Genomic DNA, 19,760 nt, shown 5'->3' on the forward strand with positions numbered 1-19,760 from the left:
ATTTGAAATGATTACAAATCTAAATAAATTTGGTTATAAGTTTATTGATCCATTAATATGAAATTAATTAAAAAATATTTTCCATATTTATTGAACCAACAAATATATAGATTGTATTCTTTAAAAAATTTATATGCGTATTGGAATGTATATGTGAATCTAGTTTCTAGAAAAACATTTCACGATTTTTATCAACAACACGTCCTTTTTTGTTTAGGAATCGCTAAAGTATTTTATTTTTATCCTGGATCATGTGTTATGGATTTAGGTACAGGAGGAGGATTTCCTGGAATTCCTTTATCCATAGTTTTTCCTCATACAAAATTTATATTAGTGGATTCTATTAGGAAAAAAATTCAAATTATAGAACAAATCATATATCATCTTCATTTGAAAAATGCGTATCCTATTTGGATACGTGCAGAAAAATTAGAAAATAAATTTGATTTTGTAGTTACTAGAGCTGTCAATAAAATAAATATAATCCATAATTGGATAAAAGATAAGTTTAAATATAAATCCAATTCTAGAATTCAAAATGGAGCTTTATATCTAAAAGGAGGAAATCTTTATGATGAATTAAAAAAATTTCCTCATGCAATAGAATATCCTTTAAATCATTATTTTGAAGAACCATTTTTTAGAAAAAAAAAAGTTATTTGGATTTCCAACATTTAATAAATAATAAAAACTGATTAAAATTACAAAATGAATCCCAAAAAAATTTTCTTAGAAAAAGTAAAACAAAAAGGGGGATGGGTCAATGCTCATTCTCATTTAGATAGGGCTTATACTCTTACACATACAAATTTCAAATATTCTTATTCTCCCCTTCAAAAAAAATGGTATCTGGTTGATGAAATGAAACGTTTAGCTACAGAAGAAGAGATTTATATCCGTATGGAAAAAGCTTTAGAATATTTTGTAATGCAAGGAACACAAGCTTTGTGTTCTTTTATTGATGTGGATGAAATTATTGAAGATCGTGCCTTGAAAGCAGCTAAAAAATTGAAAAATAATTATGGAAATTCTATTCGTATTTGTTTTGCTAATCAAGTTCTTAAAGGCGTATTGGATAAAAAGTCAAAATATTGGTTTGATCAATCCATAGAATTTGTGGATATTATTGGTGGATTACCCGCTACAGATTATGAAAAAGAAGATGAACATCTAGATATTTTATTCCAAACAGCTAAAAAAAAAGAAAAAATTATACATGTACATGTAGATCAATTGAATACAAGCGAAGAAAAAGAAACTGAAAAACTAGCAAAAAAAACAATTGAACATGGAATGCAAGGAAAGGTCGTCGCTATACATAGTATTTCTTTAGCCGCACATGCTAGAGATTATCGCTATAAAATATACCAATTGATGAAAAAAGCGGATTTAATGGTCATATCTTGTCCCATTGCTTGGATTGATCATACTAGAAGTGAACGTTTAACTCCTAGCCATAATTCCATTACTCCAGTAGATGAGATGGTTCCTGAAGGAATCATAGTGGCTTTTGGTACAGATAACATTTGTGATATATATAAACCTTTTTCTGATGGAAATCTATGGATAGAACTACGAGTGATGTTGGAAGCATGTCATTATTATGATATAGATCATTTAGTAAAAATTTCTACAATAAATGGATTAAAAGTATTAGGATTGTCAGAACAATAATTTATTTTTTTCCTTTTTTTTCTGGACGCATTTGTGGAAAAAGTAAAACTTCTTGAATCGTTTTTTTTTGGGTTAGTAACATTACTAAACGATCTATTCCAATTCCAATCCCTGCAGTAGGAGGCATACCGAATTCTAAAGCACGTATAAAATCTAGATCAAGAGATATCGATTCGTCTTTTGTGTTTTTTTCGGATAACTTCATTTGTTCTCGTAAACGATCAAGTTGATCGATGGGATCATTAAGTTCTGAATAAGCATTAGCAATCTCTTTCCCATTTATAATGAGTTCAAAACGTTCTGATAAATTTTCTTGGTAACGGTGTTTTTTGGTTAAAGGACTCATTTCTATAGGATAATCAATAATAAAAGTAGGATTGATGTAATTTTTTTCGCATCTTTCTTCAAAAATGTTCTCAATCAGTTTAGCTTTACTCATTTTTATATTTTCTTCTATATGCAATTTTTTACAAACTTTTCTTAATTCTTCCTTTTTCATTTCTTTAAGATCAAATCCGGTATATTTTTTAATAGAATCCAATATGGGAATACGAGGAAAAGGAGTTTTAAAACTAATATGATGATTTTCTTTTTTTTGAAATTTATTAAAGATGCATTTCATCAATTTTTCTGTAAAATTCATCATCCAGTAATAATCTTTATAAGCGACATAAAGTTCTAATACAGTAAATTCTGGATTATGAAAACGATCCATTCCCTCATTTCTGAAATTTCTAGAAAATTCATATACCCCGTGAAATCCACCAACAATCAATTTTTTAAGATAAAGTTCATTAGCTATCCGTAAATACAATGGAATTCCCAGTGTATTATGATACGTTTCAAAAGGTCGAGCTATAGCTCCTCCAGGAATGGGATGTAGAATAGGAGTATCTACTTCTATGTAACCTTTTTTATTCAAAAAACACCTTATTTTTTGTATGATACGAGTCCGTTTTAAAAAAATTTCTTTTACATGATCATTAACAATGAGATCTACATAACGCATACGATAACGTTGTTCCGTATTGGAAAAAGCATCATATATTTTTTGATTTTTTTTATCTATTTTTACTTGTGGTAAAGGTCGTATAGATTTGGATAATAGAGTGAATTGATGAACATATATGGTTATTTCATTCATTTTTGTCTTAAATAAAAATCCTTTTACTCCAATAATATCTCCTATATCTATAAGTTTTTTTAAAAAAATATTGTAAACCTCCTCTTTTTTCATTTCATCCGAAGATGAAAACAAATGATCCTGAGTAAAGTATATTTGTATTCTCCCCGTATGATCTTTTATTTCTCCAAAAGAAGCTTTTCCTAAAATACGCAAACGCATTAACCGTCCAGCTATGCTTATAGTTCCTTTTTCCGTAAAATTTTTTTGTATATTACAAATAGTATTTGTTACAACATATTCTTCTGATGGATAAGGATTGATTCCCAATAGTTTTAATTGATCTAATTTTTTTATTCGTAGAATTTGTTGTTCTGATAAATAGATCATAGACTGATTTTTGTGTATGTCCTCCATACAAAACGAACGAATTGAATAAAACGAAGGTACATTTGTTTTTTTTATTATATAAATTTTTAAAAAACTATGAAAAAAAAAATACTTTTTTTCGAAGATTTAGGAAAAAAAGAATATCAAGAAACTTGGAAATATCAGAAAAGATTATTTGATGACATCATACGAAAAAAAATCAATAATATACCTGATCAAAAAGCAGGATATTTTCTATTTGTAGAGCACCCTCATGTATATACTATAGGTAAAAATGAAAAAAAAGACAACCATTTGTTGGTTTCATTAGATTTTTTAAAAAAAATAGATGTTTCTTTTTATCAAACAGATCGAGGAGGGAAGATCACTTACCATGGTCCTGGACAGTTGATAGGATATCCCATTTTAAATATGGATTATTTTTTTACGGATATTCATAAATATCTTCGTCTTTTAGAAGAAGTGATTATCCATTGTTTATGGAAAAATTATGAAATAAAGGGAGAACGAAAAAAAGGAAAAACAGGAATTTGGTTCAATGTAAAAAACGGAAAATCAAGAAAAATATGTGCAATAGGAATTAGAATAAGTCGTTGGGTAACCATGCATGGATTTGCTTTAAATGTCAATACAGATTTACAGTATTTCAATCATATTATTCCTTGTGGAATTTATAATCAAGAAGTGACTTCTTTAAAAAAAGAATTGAAAAAGAATGATATCTCTTTTCAAGAGGTAAAACGTATGGTGAAAAAATCCTTTCAAGAAATTTTTGATGTAGAATTTATAAACATGCCGAAAAAAATTTCATTTTTTTAATGAATTAATTTATTGGTTCTGCGATCATAATTCCATCTTTATCTACTTTTGTAATTAATACATCTTGTAATGTGTTTTCATATATAGAAGAATTGTATAACCGTAATGGTATCTTAGTTCGAATATAATTTTCTGTATATCCATATAAATATTCTTGATGTTTCGAATTTCTTTCGAATAAAACGGTTTTTTTAGTGTTCATTTGCTTTTTACAAAAAAAAAGATATTTTTTGTTTGAAAGAACTCTCAAAACTTGATTCCGTTTCCATTGTATTTTTTTAGATACATTTTCCTGTATCATACTGGATTTCGTATTGGGTCTAGTAGAATAGGAAAATATGTGTAGAGATGAAATTTCTAATTTTTTCAAAAAATGATAAGTTTCCAAAAAATGTTTGTGTGTTTCTCCAGGAAAACCAACAATAAGATCTGAACCGATATAAGCATATGGCATTAAAGATCTAATTTTATTTACTTTTTCTTGATAAAGTTCTCGTCTGTAACGTCGATGCATTTTTACCAAAATATTATTGCTTCCAGACTGTAAAGGAAGATGAAAGTGAGGAACAAAATGTTTACTTTTAGACAAAAATTCAATACATTCATTTTGAAGCAAATTAGGCTCTATAGAGGATAAACGGATTCTCCCTTTTTCTTCTATTTGATCTATGGATTGTATTAAATCAAGAAATCGGATATTTTCTCCGTATATATTTTTTCCACCATAGTCTCCTATATTGACACCTGTTAACACAATCTCTTTGACACCTTGATTAAAAAGAAATCTAATATTTTTCAGTATATTTTCTATACTCTCAGAACGAGAGGGGCCTCTTGACATAGGAATAATGCAATAACTACACTTATAATCACATCCATCTTGAATTTTTAAAAAAGAACGAGTTCTATCTCCAACGGAAAACGATGGAAAATAAGTTTTTCTAGAAATAATTTTTGCATAATATTTTTTTTTCAAAAACCATTCTCGATTAAGATAATCGATGATTTTTAATTTTTCTTCATAGCCTAAAACAAGATCTACTCCAAGAATAGAAGACACTTCTTTAGGATTGAATTGAGCATAACATCCTATTGCTACAATAAAAGCTTTGGAATTGTTCTTCATAGCAGAACGTACAATATGCCTAAATTCAATTTCTGCATTTTTTGTTACAGAACAACTATTGATCACATAAATATCCGCATAACTCTTGAAAGAAACATGTTGATAATCTAAATTAGAAAATTTTCTTGCTATGGTAGAAGTTTCTGCGTAATTAAGTTTACACCCCATGGTATAAAATGCTACTTTTTTTTTCACCATTTATTTTCGTCTATCTGATCCGATCCGATATATTCCGTTTTTCTAGCCTAAGATGAAAAATAATTTTCAATTCCACTATGGCTAGCTTTTATCGATTTTTTTCCTTTTGTCCAATTTGCGGGACATACTTCTCCACTTTTTTCGTAATATTGAAGAGCATCTATCATACGAATAGCTTCATGTACATTTCTACCTAAAGGAAAATCATTAATTAAAAGATGTCTTATGATCCCTTCTTTATCTATTAAAAATAAACCTCTATAAGCAATCAGTTCTCCCGTAGCTTTCCATTCTTCATGATTATTAATCCAATTTCCAGACAATACCCCATAGTTATGAGATATGGTCTTATTGATATCAGAAACAATCGGATAAGTTACCCCATGGATGCCCCCTTTTTTTTTTGGCATCTGTAGCCAAGCCCAATGAGATTGTTCTGTATCCGTAGATACGGCAATAATTTGTACATTTTTCATTTCAAAATCCTGAATTTTTTCTTGAAATGCATATATTTCTGTAGGACAAACAAAAGTAAAATCTTTAGGATAAAAGAAAAGTAAAACATACTTCTTTCCTTGAAATTGTTCTAAAGTAAAATTGGATACAATTTCTTTCCCATTTAATACCGCACTAGCCGTAAAATTTGGCGCTTTTTTTGATATTAACGTATTCATTTTTTTTGTTTTTCGTGTTTATATGCACGAATTTACCAAAACTTAAAAAAAGAAAAAAATAATTTTTCTGTAAAAACAAAAAAAGGAATCATACATATCTATGTAATTTTTTATGAAGTTCATTTTTTATATCTGTTAAATGCATAATTTTTTTTAGAAAAGCTTTTCTATCCTTATTTTTTATCATATCTTTCTGATAATGTAAGATTTCTTTTTGAATCAATTTAGAAATGTATAAAGATTTATATCTCAATAAAATATCACTGATATATTGATTTATTCTCTCTTTTTGATAGGAAACTTGTATTCCTTTTCTATCCCATTTGGATAATGAATAAAATTTTGGATTTTTTTTATCCAAAAATTGGGATAAATCTGTTTTTTTCTTTTGTAAACAAATTTGATCAAAAATTTCTTGGTTCTTTTTCAAAGAAAAACGGAAATTACAGCATTTAAAAACGTGCAATACTTCTTCTAAAATCGTTGTGTTGTGTTCTTTTTTTTTGATGATTTGATTTCCATGATTTAAAATCAATTGAATCAATTCTTCTTCGATAAGAAGAAGAGTATTTTTTTTCAAAAAAAACCTTGAATCTTCCTTAATCTGAACTGTACTAGGTTTCTGTGCATTTTTTTTGTTTATTTTTTTCAATTCAGAAATCAGAACTTTTTGACGAATATTTAGCACTTTGGAAGCTTCTTGCAGGTATAATTCCTTTTGAATAACATTGGATATTTTTGAAATGCTATTCAAAATATTTTTTACTAAAAATGATTTTTTAATGGGATCATCTTTATGTATTTTTTCATATATTTTTTGTTTAAAAGAAACAAAATTGTAACTATTTTTTGCTACAAAATCTCTGAATTGAGAAAAAGAATATTTTTTGGATATCAAATCTGGATCTTCTCCATTAGAAATAAATAATATGCGTAAATTTATTTCCTGTTCTAACATCATATTAATTCCTCTTAAAGAGGCTTTAATTCCAGAACGATCTCCATCATAAAAAAGAACAATATTTTTTGTAAATTTTTTGATCAACAAGATTTGGGACACGGTAAGTGAAATGCCAGAAGAAGAAACTACATTTTTTATCCCAGATTGATGTAAAGAAATAACATCTGTATATCCTTCCACTAAATAACAAAAATTTTCTTTGAGAATGTTTTTTTTAGCTTGAAACAATCCATATAAAATTTTACTTTTTTGAAAAATCTTACTTTCTGATGAATTGATATACTTAGTCGTAGTGGAAGATATAGAATCAATATTTCTGCCTCCAAAACCTATAACTCTTCCTGATAAATTATGAATTGGAAACATTACACGTTGACGGAAACAATCAAAAAAATGATTGGATTTTCTGAAAACCGTTAACCCTGATCTTTTTATATCCCGTTTTTGAAATCCTTGTTTTAATGCGTTTATCGTAAGTAATTTCCAAGAAATAGGTGCATAGCCTAATTCGAATTTTTGAATAATTTTTATATCAAATCCCCTTGTTTGAATGAAATAACTCAATCCATTTTTCTGTCCTTCTTTGGTAGAATGTAATTGATAAATAAAAAAACGTTTTGCATAATCTTGTATTAAGTATAATTTTTGATATTCTTCTTCCTCTTTATGATTGTTGTTGTCTATGTGATCCATTTCGATCTCATATTTTTTTGCAAGAAAACGTAATGATTCCTCATAAGTAAAATGTTCATGTTCCATAAGAAAAGTGATAATATTTCCTCCTTTTCCAGAACTAAAATCTTTCCATATTTTTTTTGTAGGAGAAACTATAAGAGAAGGTGTTTTTTCATTAGAAAAAGGACTTAGTCCTCTATAATTAAAACCACTTTTTTTTAATTCTACAAAATCTCCAATCACATCTTCTATACAAGAAGCAGAAAGTATTTTTTTTATAGTTTCTTTAGAGATCATAATAATATTTAAATTCCTAATTTCATTCTATGAATAATTTTTTTTGGATTAGAATCAGAAAAAATAGTAGTTCCTGCCACTAATATATCTGCTCCTTTTTGAAATAATAAAGAAGAATTTTCTAAATTGATTCCTCCATCTACTTCTATGAGAGCGGAAGAATCTTTTTTCAATATTAAATTTTGAATATCCTCTAATTTTTGATATGTTTGATGAATAAATTTTTGTCCACTATAACCAGGATTAACACTCATCAATAAAACAAAATCTATATCATTAATAATGTCTTGTAAAAGAAAAACTGGAGTATGTGGATTCACAGCTACACCTACCTTCATTCCATTTTCTTTAATAGAAAAAATTGTTCTGTTTAAATGAATACAAGCTTCATAATGAATATGTAAATGATCGGCGCCACAAGCTTTCAACTGTTCTATATATCGTTCTGGTTGTAATATCATTAAATGTACATCCATAGGCTTATGTGCATATTTTTTTACATATTTAATAAATAAAAATCCAAAAGAAATATTGGAAACAAAAGAGGAATCCATTATATCAATATGAAACCAATCAGCCTCACTTTTATTCAGCATTTCTATATCACGATATAAAAAAGCTAAATTGGCGGAAAGTAAGGATGGAGCTATAATTTTTTTCATATTCTTATATTATAATTAAGAGTCACCTAATAGGTAGAGATTTTATTTTTTTATGAAATCAAAGCTTCACTAATTCCAGTATGAGAAAAACCTCCATCATGATATAAGTTTTGCATGGTAACTTTTCTTGTTAAATCTGAAAAAAGTGTAATTATATAGTTAGCGCAATCTTGTGCAGAAGCGTTTCCTAACGGAGATATTTTTTCAGATAATATTAAAAGTTGATTAAATCCTTTAACCGCTTTTGCTGCTCTTGTGAGACTAGGAGATTGTGATACAGTATTTACCCTGACTTTTTCTTTGATTCCCCAATGATAACCAAAATTACGTGTGATACTTTCTAAATAGGATTTATAATCTGACATATCTACATAATGTGGAAAAATTCGCTGAGAAGCAATATATGTTATAGCTACAATAGAACCCCATTTATTCATGGCTTTTTTATTCCAAGCTGTTTGCATAATCTTATGATAAGATACAGCAGATATTTCCCATCCTTTTCTTAAAAATTCATAATTTAAAGAAGGATAAGTTAACCCCTTTCGTATATTCATAGACATCGCTATAGAATGCAATAAAAAATCTATTTTTCCTCCAAAATGATCTAATGTTTTTTCAAATAAAATATTGAGATCTTGTATGGAAGTGGCATCTGCTGGAATCACCATAGATTTTGTTTTATGAGATAATTCATAAATTTTACCTATTCTTAGAGAGGCTGGTGTATTGGTTAATACAAAAGAAGCTTTTTCTTCATAAGCACGTTCTGCTACCTTCCAAGCAATAGAATTTTCATCTAAGGCTCCAAATATAATTCCTTTTTTTTCTTTCAATAAATTGTAAGACATAGTTAAAATATTTAACTAAAAATACCTCTTTTTTGAAATATGAAAGATATCCTTTATCACGGATAAATAGTCCAATTTTTCCCATGTGAAAAGTTCTACTTCTTGTTTTTTTTTATTCCCTTCTATATCTAAAAAAGACTTTTCCACTTTTTTGGGAGTTCTTCCCATATGTCCATATACAGATGTTTCTTCATACATTGGTTGACGCAATTTTAATCTTTTTTCTATAGCATAAGGACGTAAATCAAAAATTTTCTTTACATTCAACGCAATGTTTTCATTATCTATTTTTGATTTACCATAGGTATTAACGAAAATTTCTATGGGTTCGGCAATCCCTGCCGCATAAGAGATTTGAATCAGCAATTCATCTGAAATTCCTGCTGCCACCAAGTTTTTGGATATATGTCTAGCGGCATAAGCTCCAGATCTATCCATTTTAGATGGATCTTTTCCAGAAAAAGCTCCTCCTCCATGAGAACCCCTTCCTCCATAAGTATCTACTATAATTTTTCTTCCGGTAATACCAGTATCCCCATGAGGTCCTCCCGTAACAAATTTTCCTGTTGAATTAATGTAATATTTCGTTCTATCCGTAAATAATTTTTTTACATTATTTTTTATATTATTCATGACTCTTGGTATAAGAATCTTTTTAACATCATCAACGATACGTTGATGCATTCTTTCTTTCGTATCAAATTCATCATGTTGAGTTGAAATAACAATCGCATGAATATGCACAGGAATATTGGCATCAGAATATTCTAAAGTAACTTGAGATTTTGCATCTGGACGTAAATAAGTCATTTTTTCTCCTTCATTTCTAAGATATGAAAGTTCCCTTAAGATATGATGTGAAATTTCTAATGACAATGGCATATAATTCTCGGTTTCTTTTACAGCATATCCAAAAACAAAACATTGATCTCCAGAACCTTGTTCTTCTTTTTTTGATTTTTGAATTCCCTCTAATAGATCCAAAGATTGTCCTTGAATAGAAGAAAGGACTCCACAAGAATCTGCATTGAATCTATATTCATTTTTAGTGTATCCTATTTTTCTAAGGATGTCACGAGCTATTTTTTGAACATTAACCCAAGTCTTAGAATTAACTTCTCCAGCTAATATAATTTGTCCCGTGGTTACTAAAGTTTCTATAGCGACTTTTGCATCTGGATCAAACGATAAAAAATGATCTAATATAGAGTCAGATATTTGATCTGAAATCTTATCAGGATGACCTTCTGAAACAGATTCGCTGGTAAATAAATAAGCCATAGAAAGGACTAAGAAATATTTTTAATTTATCGGATTTGATTCTGAATTTTAATAGATTCTTGATGCAAAAGTTGAAAAATTTCTTCAAGAAATTTTTCAGAAATTCCTAAATTTTTACCAAAATTTATAGATTTATTCATAATATCTTTCCATCTACTGGGTTGAAAAATCGCAATATCTGAAGATTTTTTAAAAGTTCCTAATTTTTTGGAAATATTCATTCTTTCTGCTAAAAGCGCTATAATATTTTCATCTAGTTCATCTATTAAAATTCTGAAAGAATCTAAAGATCTTTTACTTTTTTGATCAGATTTTTCAATACATGTTAATGTTTTTAACATTTCCAAAAGATTTTCTGGAGTGACTTGTTGTTGAGCATCGCTCCAAGCTTGATCAGGATCACAATGACTTTCTATCATTAATCCTTCATATTGAAAATGATAAGCTTTTTTTACGATATCAAAAATTCCTTCTGTTTTTCCACAAATATGTGAAGGATCACATAGAATAGGAATTCTAGGAAGAAGGGTCCTAAAATTGAACAAAAGATTCCAATTAGGTTGATTACGATATCTTGAGTTTTTGTAGGTATAGAAACCACGGTGTATGACTCCTAATTTTCTAATTCCTTTCCCTGATAAACGTTCTAAAGCTCCTATCCATAATTCTATATCAGGATGAATCGGATTTTTCACTAAAATAATTTTATTATTTTCTTTTTCCAGAGCATCCGCTATTTCTTGAATTGTAAAAGGACTCGCCGTGCTTCTAGCTCCTATCCAAAGAATATCTATCCCAAAAGAAATGGCTAATTTCACATGTTCCGCATTTGCTATTTCTGTAGCGACCATTAATCCCGTACTCTTTTTAACCTTATGAAGCCATTCTAGTCCTTTTTTTCCAATTCCCTCAAAATTATTGGGTTTTGTTCTAGGTTTCCATATTCCAGCTCTAAATCCTTGAACATAGGAAGAATTCAATCTTTTGGCTGTTTCTAATATTTGTTGTTCACTTTCTGCACTACAAGGACCAGATATAATGAAAGGGTGATTCCACTTATCAATCCAAGATCTGTCTATACTATTATTCAATTTTTCCATCACAATACATCTAATTTACACATATTTTTTATCTTCTATATCGTTTGCTTTTTTCATATATTGATCTATTTTATAAAATTTTTTGTTTATTAAATGATTACGAAATTTATTTAAATGATCAATATAAAAATCGATAGATTGAATCAGATTTTCTTTATTTGAAATAAAAATAGGCAACCATGTTTCAGGATTACTTTTCGCTAAACGTGTAGTTGAATCGAATCCACTTCCCATCAGATTATGAAAAATTTTTTCTTTATTTTTAAATTTTTTTAAAACTGTACTAGCTAAAGCAAAGGAAACCACATGAGGTAAATGAGAGATATAAGCAATATATAAATCATGTTCTTGAGAGGTCATATAAATCATATGCATTTTCATCATAGAATAGATTTTTGTAGCAACAGATATTGCATCTGGAGCACTAAGTTGAGAATCACAAATGATGCATTTTTTTTGACAAAACAAATCAGAATCAGCTGAAGTAGGTCCAGAATTTTCAATTCCTGCAATCGGATGTGTAGCTACAAAGCGATTTCTTTTAGGATGAGAAGAAATCCTATTACAAATATCATATTTGGTAGATCCAGTGTCTAGAATGACGGTATCCGTACTGATTCGATTTAAAATATTTGGAAGTATTTTTTCTATTCCATCTACAGGAATAGATAAAACAATGACTGAAGATTGCAGAATAAGATCCTGTAAAGGAATTATCTCATCTACAATTCCAAGTTTGACAGCAGATAAAGCATTTTCTTTATTAGAATCTGTTCCTATAAATTTATCTCCAAAATTTGATTTTCTCAATCCTAAACCAATGGATCCTCCAATCAATCCTAATCCTATTATTCCAATATTCATGAAAAAATTCTATTTTTTGCCTGTTTCAAAATTTTTACTGGACAACACATAGAAAACCTTACATATCCTTTTCCATTATGACCAAACACTCTCCCAGGTGTCACAAAGATGTGATAATTTTTTAGAACCTTGTCTGACCATATACGATCATTGTTATCTGAATCAGTGATTTTGGCCCAAACAAATATTCCAGAACTATTTTTGTCATATTTTAAATTGAAAAAATCACATATATCCCATAGAATTTTTTTTCGTTTAAGATATTCTATATTAAGTTTTTCAACCCATTTTGAATCATGATTCATGGCTTCTATGGCTCCAATTTGGATGGGATAATACATTCCAGAATCCATTTGACTTTTTATTTTCAATATATTCTGAATGAATTTTTTTTTTCCTATAATCATTCCAACACGCCATCCAGGCATATTGTAACTTTTACTTAAAGAATTTAATTCTAAAGCTATATCTTTAGCTCCTTTCACATTAAAAATACTGAAAGAACGTTTTTTATTCAAGATCAAACTATAAGGATTATCATGAACCAGTAATACATGATTTTTTTTCGCAAAAAAAACAATTTGTTCTAATTTTTCAAAAGAAATCGTTGCCCCCGTAGGCATGTGAGGGTAATTAATCCACATCATTTTTGCCTTTGACAGATTTTCCAATCTAGGAAGCCAATTTTCATTTTCATAAAGATCATAATAAATAATTTTTGCTTCCAAAAGTTTTGATATAGAGGAATAAGTAGGATATCCAGGATCGGGAATTAAAACCTTATCCCCTTGATCTAAATAAGACATACTTATATGCATAATTCCTTCTTTAGAACCCATTAATGGTAAAATTTCATTTTTAGGATCAACATCAACTTGATATATTTTTTTATACCAATTAGAAATAGCATTTCGTAATGTTTCTATTCCAATATAGCTTTGATAAGTATTAGCATTCTTTAATTCTGACGCTTGTTTCATTTTCTGTATAACTCCAGATGGAGGAAGAAGATCTGGATTTCCAATTCCTAAATTGATGATTTTCAATCCATTTTTTTCAAAATTTTGAATTTCCTTCATCTTTTCTGAAAAAAAGTATTCCGATATTTGATGCATTCTTTTTGCGGATACAATCATTAGGATCTAATTCTACCATTTTTATATTCTCCCATAATAGACAATTGATGAAGACAAGGAATTTTTTGTATTTGTTTATAACAATTTTTAATAATGAAAAATCTGGTAAAATTACTTGTAATAGTTGGTATATTCTTAAAAAATGATCTACATACCATAAAAACAGTACATTAGAATCGACAATATCCCCTAAAACATTCCATTAACTTATAATTACATCCTTCAAAATAGCTGAAAACAGCTGCATGATGAAAACAACCCTTAAACCCTTGTATCGATATTTTTTTCATGAAACCAAAAAAAGATTGAATTCCCATCAATCAATCAAGTGAAAAAATTTGAAGCAAAGATAAAAAATTATTCTATCTTATACAATTTTTTCACAATCACAATGAAAATCATCCATGAATGGAATGGACAACAAAAAGATGAAAACGATTAACTTTATATTTTTGTATTCTACTATTTCATTATGCAAAAAAAAAAATCTTCTATAGGATGGAGAAATGAAAATAAGCACCCTTCTCTTTCGGAAGTTTTTTCTTCCGTTTCTGTTCCTAAACAGAAAGGAATATGGAAAAAACTTTTTGCTTTTACTGGTCCAGGATTATTAATTGCTGTAGGATATATGGATCCAGGAAATTGGGCCACAGATATTGCTGGTGGCTCTCAATTTGGTTACATGCTTTTATCCGTTATTTTTATATCCAATTTTTTTGCCATCATTTTGCAACATTTAGCTTTAAAATTAGGAATTGTTTGTGAAAGAGATTTAGCACAAGCTTGTAGAGATCACTATACACCCTTGATTAGTTTTATCCTATGGATATTATGTGAAATTTCTATTGCAGCTTGTGATTTAGCTGAAATCATTGGTTCTGTATTAGCCTTAAAATTGCTTTTCGGAATTCCTATTACATGGGGAGTATTGATTACAGCTATAGATGTTTTGATTATTTTATTTTTCCAATCTAAAGGATTTAGATATATTGAAAGTGTAGTAGCCGCTTTAATTTTTACAATTTTAGTTTGTTTTAGTTTTGAAATTATTAGTTCAAAACCTGAAATTTTTCCCATATTAAAAGGAATTGTTCCTAACCCTGAAATTATAAAAGATTCGCATTCTTTCTATATATCTATAGGAATATTAGGAGCCACGGTCATGCCTCATAATCTTTATCTTCACTCCAGTATCATACAAACCAGAGATTATCCACGTACTACTGAAGGAAAAAAAATGGCGATAAAATATGCGACCATAGACAGTACCTTATCTTTATCTTTAGCATTTTTCATCAATGCTGCTATATTAATTATATCGGCAGCTACTTTTCATAAAACTGGATATACAGAAGTTGCAGACATTATGGATGCACACAAACTTTTAAATCCGATACTAGGATCTAGCCTATCGGGAGTTTTTTTTGCCTTAGCTTTACTAGCATCAGGACAAAATTCAACACTAACTGGAACTCTAGCTGGACAAATAGTCATGGAAGGGTTTATTAATATAAAATTTAAACCTTGGATTCGAAGATTAATTACGAGACTTATAGCTATTGTTCCTGCTATGATTGTCTCTATTGTTTATGGAGAAAAAGGAACAACGGAATTATTAATAATCAGTCAAATCATTTTATCAATCCAACTAAGTTTTGCTATTATTCCATTAGTGAATTTTACAGGAGATTCTGAAAAAATGGGACCCTTTGTAAATGGACCGATTTTAAAAATATCAGCTTGGGGTATTACAATCATCATTCTATTGCTAAATTTATTTTTATTATATAATACTTTATTGGGAAGAAGATAATACTTCAAAATTTAACGTAAATTCGCGTTTTCTATGTAATCGGATCCTTGCCTGATGTTTTCCTATTGTTTTAATAACTTTATTTCCAGGTATTCTAATAAATTTTTTATCTATAAAAATTCCTTCTTTATTCAAAACTTTCATAAGATATTGATTATTAATAGAACCGAAAAGTTTTCCTCCTTTCCCTACCTTTACTGGTATTTTAATAATTAATTTTCTTAATTTCTCTTCTATTTCTTTCGATTTTTCAATTAAAAAACGTTCTTTTTTAGAACGTTGGTTCAATATTTCATGAGTATTTTTGATAGTCCCAGGCAATGCTAAAACAGCATATCCTTTAGGAATGAGATAGTTTCTAGCATAACCAGGTTTTACATCTAATTCATCGTATTGAAACCCTAAATTTTCTATATCTTTTTTAAGAAGAATTTTCATGTTTATCTTAAATCATCTGTAACAAAAGGTAAAAGACCAATTTGCCTACATCTTTTAATAGCCGCATTTAATTTATTTTGATGTTTTTGTAAAGTGCCTGTGATACGACGTGGTAAAATTTTTCCTTGCGCATTCAGAAATGTGATTAAAAATGTAGGATCTTTATAATCTATATATTTAATATTTTTTTGTTCAAAGAAACAATATTTTTTTTCTACTTTGGTTTCTATTTTTATAGGAGATAAATATCTTAATTCATTATCTACTACTTTCTTTTCATGTTTATGGTTTTCCTCTAATATCATAATTCTTCATTTTTTTTTAACAATTTTTTTCTTCTTTTTTCAGCATATTCTATTCCATATTTATTTAATTTTACAGTTAAAAAACGTAAAATACGTTCATCTTGTCTTAATTTCAATTCTAAATCAGAAACTAAATCAGAATTTAACAAAAATTCAAATAAATGAAAACAACCGCTTTGTTTTTTTTGAATGGAATAAGCTAGTTTTTTTAATCCCCAATGTTCCTGATGAACGATTTTTCCTTTTTTTTGTATGATATAATTTTCATATTCTTTTGCTGTTTCTTTTGCTTGTTCATCAGATAATATAGGAGTGATTATTATAATATTTTCATAATGTTGAAACATTGAATTTTTTTTACGGAAATGTAAATCTATATTTTTATGTTCTTTTTTCAAAAAGATTCTAAATTTTTTCTTTAATTTGATTGATTAGTTTTTCGATGCGTAGGATACTTTCTTTTTTTCCAATCATTTCAAAAATGATGAAAATATCAATTCCTTTTAGAACACCCACTAAAGCTAAACGAAATAATTGCATGGTTTGATTTTTATTTTTTGTTTGTTGAAAAACAAATCTCAAATTGAAAGACGTAAATTGATTGATGTTATATAACAATATTTTAGCATTCTCTAATTGAAAAATAGTATTTTCATGACAAATTTTATTGAAAAAATTAACTTCATAAGAATGAGGAGAAATAAAAAAATAAAAAGAATGTTCCCATATTTCATGAATAAAATGAATTCTATCCATTGTTAAATGGATGACTTTCCATAAATAATCTATTTTGCATAAAATAGAACGTGTTTTGATTTCTTCGAAAAGAAATGCAAATATTTTTTCTTTTTTTTTATTTAAATATTTTTTATTGAACCAATTTGCTTTTTTGATATCAAAATAAACACCAGATTTTTTTATTTTTTCTAAAGAAAATAAATTGATTAATTCTTGTAAAGAGAAGATTTCTCTTTCAACTCCAGGATTCCATCCTAATAAAGCTAACATATTCACAAATGCTTCTGAAAAATAACCTAATTCCCTATATCCTGGTATGATAATTTTTGTTTTTGGAATTTTCCATTGTATAGGATATATAGGAAAATTGAAACTATCTGTATTTCTTTTACTAATTTTTCCTTTTCCATCATTTCTTAAAATTAAAGGCAAATGTGCAAAATGAGGAAGGGTCCACCCTAAAGATCTATATAACAATACATGCAAAGACATAGATGGAAGCCATTCTTCTCCTCTGATTACATGAGTAATTTTCATTAAATAATCGTCTATTGTATTCGCTAAATGATAAGTAGCTACTCCATCCGATTTTAACAAAATTTTATCATCTAAGTGATCTGTATCAACTATTATATTTCCACGTATGATATCATGCATTTTCAATGTTTTTCCAGGTTCTATTTTAAATCGAACGACATAAGAACAAGATCGCAATTTATCATGTAATTGTTCTTCCGTCATAGTTAAAGAATTATTCAGTTTCATTCTAATTCTAGAATTATAAGAAAAAGTTAACCCACGATGATTATATTCTTTTCTTTTTTTATCAAGATCCTGATCTGTGTCAAAAGCATAATAAGCATCCCCTTTTTTTAACAATTTATTGATATACATACGATAAATATTTATCCTTTTAGATTGATAATAAGGAGAATAAATACCTCCATATCCAACTCCTTCGTCAGGTTCTATATGACACCATTTCAATGTTTCCAAAATATATGATTCAGAATTCTCAACAAATCTTTTTCGATCAGTATCTTCTATTCTAAGGATGAATCTTCCTCCATGTTTTTTAGCAAAAAGATAATTATATAATGCGGTTCTGATTCCACCTAAATGAAGTGGACCTGTAGGACTAGGAGCAAAACGAACTCTTACAGAATGTTGTAACATAATTTATCAATCTTATTTTCCGATACAAAATTTTGAAAAAATATTTTTGAGTATATCTTCACTTGTGATTTCTCCCGTAATCTCTCCTAAATACCGTAATGCTTCTTTAAGATATATTGAAACCAAATCTGTTGAAAATCCTTTATGAAAAGCATTATGTGCCAATGAGAGTTCTTTTAATGAGAGTTTCAAAGCTTCATAATGTCTGTGTTGTGTCACTACTATTTTTTGTTCTTTTAATTTATCCAAAAATAAAGAACTCAAAGCATGGAGTACCCTTTTGACTTCAGGATAATTCTTTGAAGAAATTTCAAAAAAATAAGGAATCTTTGACTTACAATTTTCAAAATCATGAAAATAAAAAGGAGATATATCTGATTTATTCGCTATAACAAAAATATTTTTTAGTGGATATTTTTTGTGAATGTTTTGAATATTACTAATCATTTTTTGTTCTTCTTTATTCGAAGAATCAAAAATATAGAATATGACTTGAGACTCTTCTATTTTTTTCATGGTTCTTTCCACTCCCATAATTTCTATAGGATCTTGGGTTTTTCTAATTCCTGCTGTATCCCAAAAATGAAAAAGAATTCCATTTAAAATAATTTTTCCTCCCACACAATCTCTAGTTGTTCCTTTTATATGGGATATAATAGAACGGTCTTCCTGAATTACCTGATTAAAAAAAGTTGATTTTCCCACATTGGTATCTCCAATAATGACCACATCTATTCCTTTTTTTATAGCATTTCCTAACGAAAAAGATTCAATTAAATCTTTTAAAATTCCTTCTAATTCTTGTAAAAAAGAAAAAAGTTCTGATCTTTTAGCAAAAATCACATTTTCTTCGCCAAAATCCAATTCCAATTCTAGTAAAGAGGCAAAATCCAATAACTTTTTTCTTAAATACTTAATAGTATTAGACAATGTTCCTTTGATTTGTTGTAAAGAGATTTCATGACAGATTTTATTTTCAGATACAATCAAATCAGCTATTGCTTCAGCTTGTGATAAATCCAATTTTTGATTTATAAAAGCACGAAATGTAAATTCTCCAGGACGAGCCAAACGGATTCCTTTTCTAATAAGCAATTGCAATATCTGCTGTTGAATATAATAAGATCCATGACAAGAAATTTCTATCATATTCTCTCCTGTATAAGAAAAAGGAAATCTAAAAATAGAAACTAAGACTTGATCTAATAAATGATGATTTTCTGATACAATATATCCTAAATGAATCGTATGTGTAGATTGATTTTCCAGTTTTTTTCCAGGTTTAATAGAAGTAAAAACATTTTCAACAGTAGATATGGATTTTTTTCCAGAAATACGAATAACAGAAATAGCACTAGATCCAATAGGAGTTGCTAAAGCAGCAATGGTATCATCATCTAAATCTAACATAAATAAACGAACAAATTATGTGTTGTAATTTAAAATAAGTATTTTTTTG

19 protein-coding genes are annotated in these 19,760 nt (G+C 28.1%); 4 read left to right on the plus strand and 15 right to left on the minus strand.

The window, feature by feature from the left end:
* The first annotated feature begins 57 nt into the window (after positions 1-57).
* A complete protein-coding gene (rsmG, locus tag H0H57_RS01445) occupies positions 58-678 on the plus strand; it encodes a 16S rRNA (guanine(527)-N(7))-methyltransferase RsmG (protein ID WP_185864051.1) in 621 nt (206 codons plus the stop codon).
* A 30-nt stretch (positions 679-708) separates the two neighbouring features.
* Entirely contained in the window at positions 709-1,674 is a 966-nt protein-coding gene (locus H0H57_RS01450) for an amidohydrolase family protein (protein ID WP_185864052.1), read from the plus strand.
* Between the two features lies 1 nt (position 1,675).
* On the opposite strand, the gene lysS is transcribed toward H0H57_RS01450, so the two are convergent.
* Complete coding sequence (gene lysS / locus H0H57_RS01455; RefSeq protein WP_185864053.1) at positions 1,676-3,187, minus strand: lysine--tRNA ligase; 1,512 nt, start codon at positions 3,185-3,187, stop codon at positions 1,676-1,678.
* Positions 3,188-3,283: 96 nt separating this feature from the next.
* Here lysS and lipB point away from each other — a divergent pair, with 96 nt between their 5' ends.
* Complete coding sequence (gene lipB / locus H0H57_RS01460) at positions 3,284-4,006, plus strand: lipoyl(octanoyl) transferase LipB (protein ID WP_185864054.1); 723 nt, start codon at positions 3,284-3,286, stop codon at positions 4,004-4,006.
* A gap of 4 nt (positions 4,007-4,010) precedes the next feature.
* Here the strand turns inward: lipB and mtaB are convergent, their stop codons facing one another.
* The 9 genes from mtaB to H0H57_RS01505 all read right to left on the minus strand — a co-directional run bounded on the left by mtaB (position 4,011) and on the right by H0H57_RS01505 (position 13,831).
* Positions 4,011-5,330, minus strand: coding sequence for a tRNA (N(6)-L-threonylcarbamoyladenosine(37)-C(2))-methylthiotransferase MtaB (gene mtaB, locus H0H57_RS01465; protein WP_185864055.1), 1,320 nt, complete (start codon positions 5,328-5,330; stop codon positions 4,011-4,013).
* 47 nt (positions 5,331-5,377) lie between these two features.
* Complete coding sequence (locus H0H57_RS01470) at positions 5,378-6,004, minus strand: peroxiredoxin (RefSeq protein ID WP_185864056.1); 627 nt, start codon at positions 6,002-6,004, stop codon at positions 5,378-5,380.
* Positions 6,005-6,092: 88 nt separating this feature from the next.
* Positions 6,093-7,937: a DNA primase gene (gene dnaG, locus H0H57_RS01475; RefSeq protein ID WP_185864057.1), complete on the minus strand. Its 1,845-nt coding sequence runs from the start codon at positions 7,935-7,937 to the stop codon at positions 6,093-6,095.
* A gap of 8 nt (positions 7,938-7,945) precedes the next feature.
* Complete coding sequence (rpe, locus tag H0H57_RS01480) at positions 7,946-8,599, minus strand: ribulose-phosphate 3-epimerase (RefSeq protein ID WP_185864058.1); 654 nt, start codon at positions 8,597-8,599, stop codon at positions 7,946-7,948.
* 50 nt (positions 8,600-8,649) lie between these two features.
* Entirely contained in the window at positions 8,650-9,450 is an 801-nt protein-coding gene (locus tag H0H57_RS01485; protein ID WP_185864059.1) for an enoyl-ACP reductase FabI, read from the minus strand.
* A 15-nt stretch (positions 9,451-9,465) separates the two neighbouring features.
* Positions 9,466-10,731, minus strand: a complete 1,266-nt coding sequence (gene metK / locus H0H57_RS01490) for a methionine adenosyltransferase (RefSeq protein WP_185864060.1) — start codon at positions 10,729-10,731, stop codon at positions 9,466-9,468.
* Between the two features lie 26 nt (positions 10,732-10,757).
* The gene (locus tag H0H57_RS01495; protein ID WP_185864085.1) at positions 10,758-11,831 is read right to left on the minus strand and encodes a bifunctional 3-deoxy-7-phosphoheptulonate synthase/chorismate mutase type II; all 1,074 of its coding nucleotides are present in this window, start codon (positions 11,829-11,831) and stop codon (positions 10,758-10,760) included.
* A 15-nt stretch (positions 11,832-11,846) separates the two neighbouring features.
* Positions 11,847-12,695 (minus strand): prephenate dehydrogenase, encoded by an 849-nt coding sequence (locus H0H57_RS01500; protein WP_185864061.1) that lies wholly within the window; start codon positions 12,693-12,695, stop codon positions 11,847-11,849.
* Positions 12,692-13,831, minus strand: a complete 1,140-nt coding sequence (locus H0H57_RS01505) for a pyridoxal phosphate-dependent aminotransferase (RefSeq protein WP_185863557.1) — start codon at positions 13,829-13,831, stop codon at positions 12,692-12,694. Before H0H57_RS01505 ends, H0H57_RS01500 begins: the two co-directional genes overlap by 4 nt.
* Before the next feature lie 472 nt (positions 13,832-14,303).
* Here H0H57_RS01505 and H0H57_RS01510 point away from each other — a divergent pair, with 472 nt between their 5' ends.
* On the plus strand, positions 14,304-15,644 hold the full coding sequence (locus H0H57_RS01510) for an Nramp family divalent metal transporter (RefSeq protein WP_185863558.1): 1,341 nt from the start codon (positions 14,304-14,306) through the stop codon (positions 15,642-15,644).
* Here the strand turns inward: H0H57_RS01510 and rplI are convergent.
* Genes rplI through mnmE form a run of 5 tightly spaced genes read right to left on the minus strand, consistent with a single transcriptional unit; the run spans position 15,627 to position 19,711 of the window.
* Positions 15,627-16,082 carry a 50S ribosomal protein L9 gene (rplI, locus tag H0H57_RS01515; protein WP_185863559.1) on the minus strand — a complete coding sequence of 152 codons (456 nt, stop codon included), beginning with the start codon at positions 16,080-16,082 and terminating at the stop codon, positions 15,627-15,629. The genes H0H57_RS01510 and rplI overlap by 18 nt on opposite strands.
* Positions 16,083-16,084: 2 nt before the next feature.
* Entirely contained in the window at positions 16,085-16,387 is a 303-nt protein-coding gene (rpsR, locus tag H0H57_RS01520) for a 30S ribosomal protein S18 (RefSeq protein ID WP_185863560.1), read from the minus strand.
* Complete coding sequence (gene rpsF, locus H0H57_RS01525; protein ID WP_015429918.1) at positions 16,384-16,734, minus strand: 30S ribosomal protein S6; 351 nt, start codon at positions 16,732-16,734, stop codon at positions 16,384-16,386. Before rpsF ends, rpsR begins: the two co-directional genes overlap by 4 nt.
* Positions 16,735-16,792: 58 nt before the next feature.
* Positions 16,793-18,301 (minus strand): glutamate--tRNA ligase, encoded by a 1,509-nt coding sequence (gltX, locus tag H0H57_RS01530; RefSeq protein WP_185863561.1) that lies wholly within the window; start codon positions 18,299-18,301, stop codon positions 16,793-16,795.
* Positions 18,302-18,313: 12 nt separating this feature from the next.
* Positions 18,314-19,711 carry a tRNA uridine-5-carboxymethylaminomethyl(34) synthesis GTPase MnmE gene (gene mnmE, locus H0H57_RS01535; protein WP_185863562.1) on the minus strand — a complete coding sequence of 466 codons (1,398 nt, stop codon included), beginning with the start codon at positions 19,709-19,711 and terminating at the stop codon, positions 18,314-18,316.
* Between the last annotated feature and the right edge of the window lie 49 nt (positions 19,712-19,760).

Source organism: Blattabacterium cuenoti (assembly GCF_014251755.1).
GTDB lineage: Bacteria > Bacteroidota > Bacteroidia > Flavobacteriales > Blattabacteriaceae > Blattabacterium > Blattabacterium cuenoti_AN.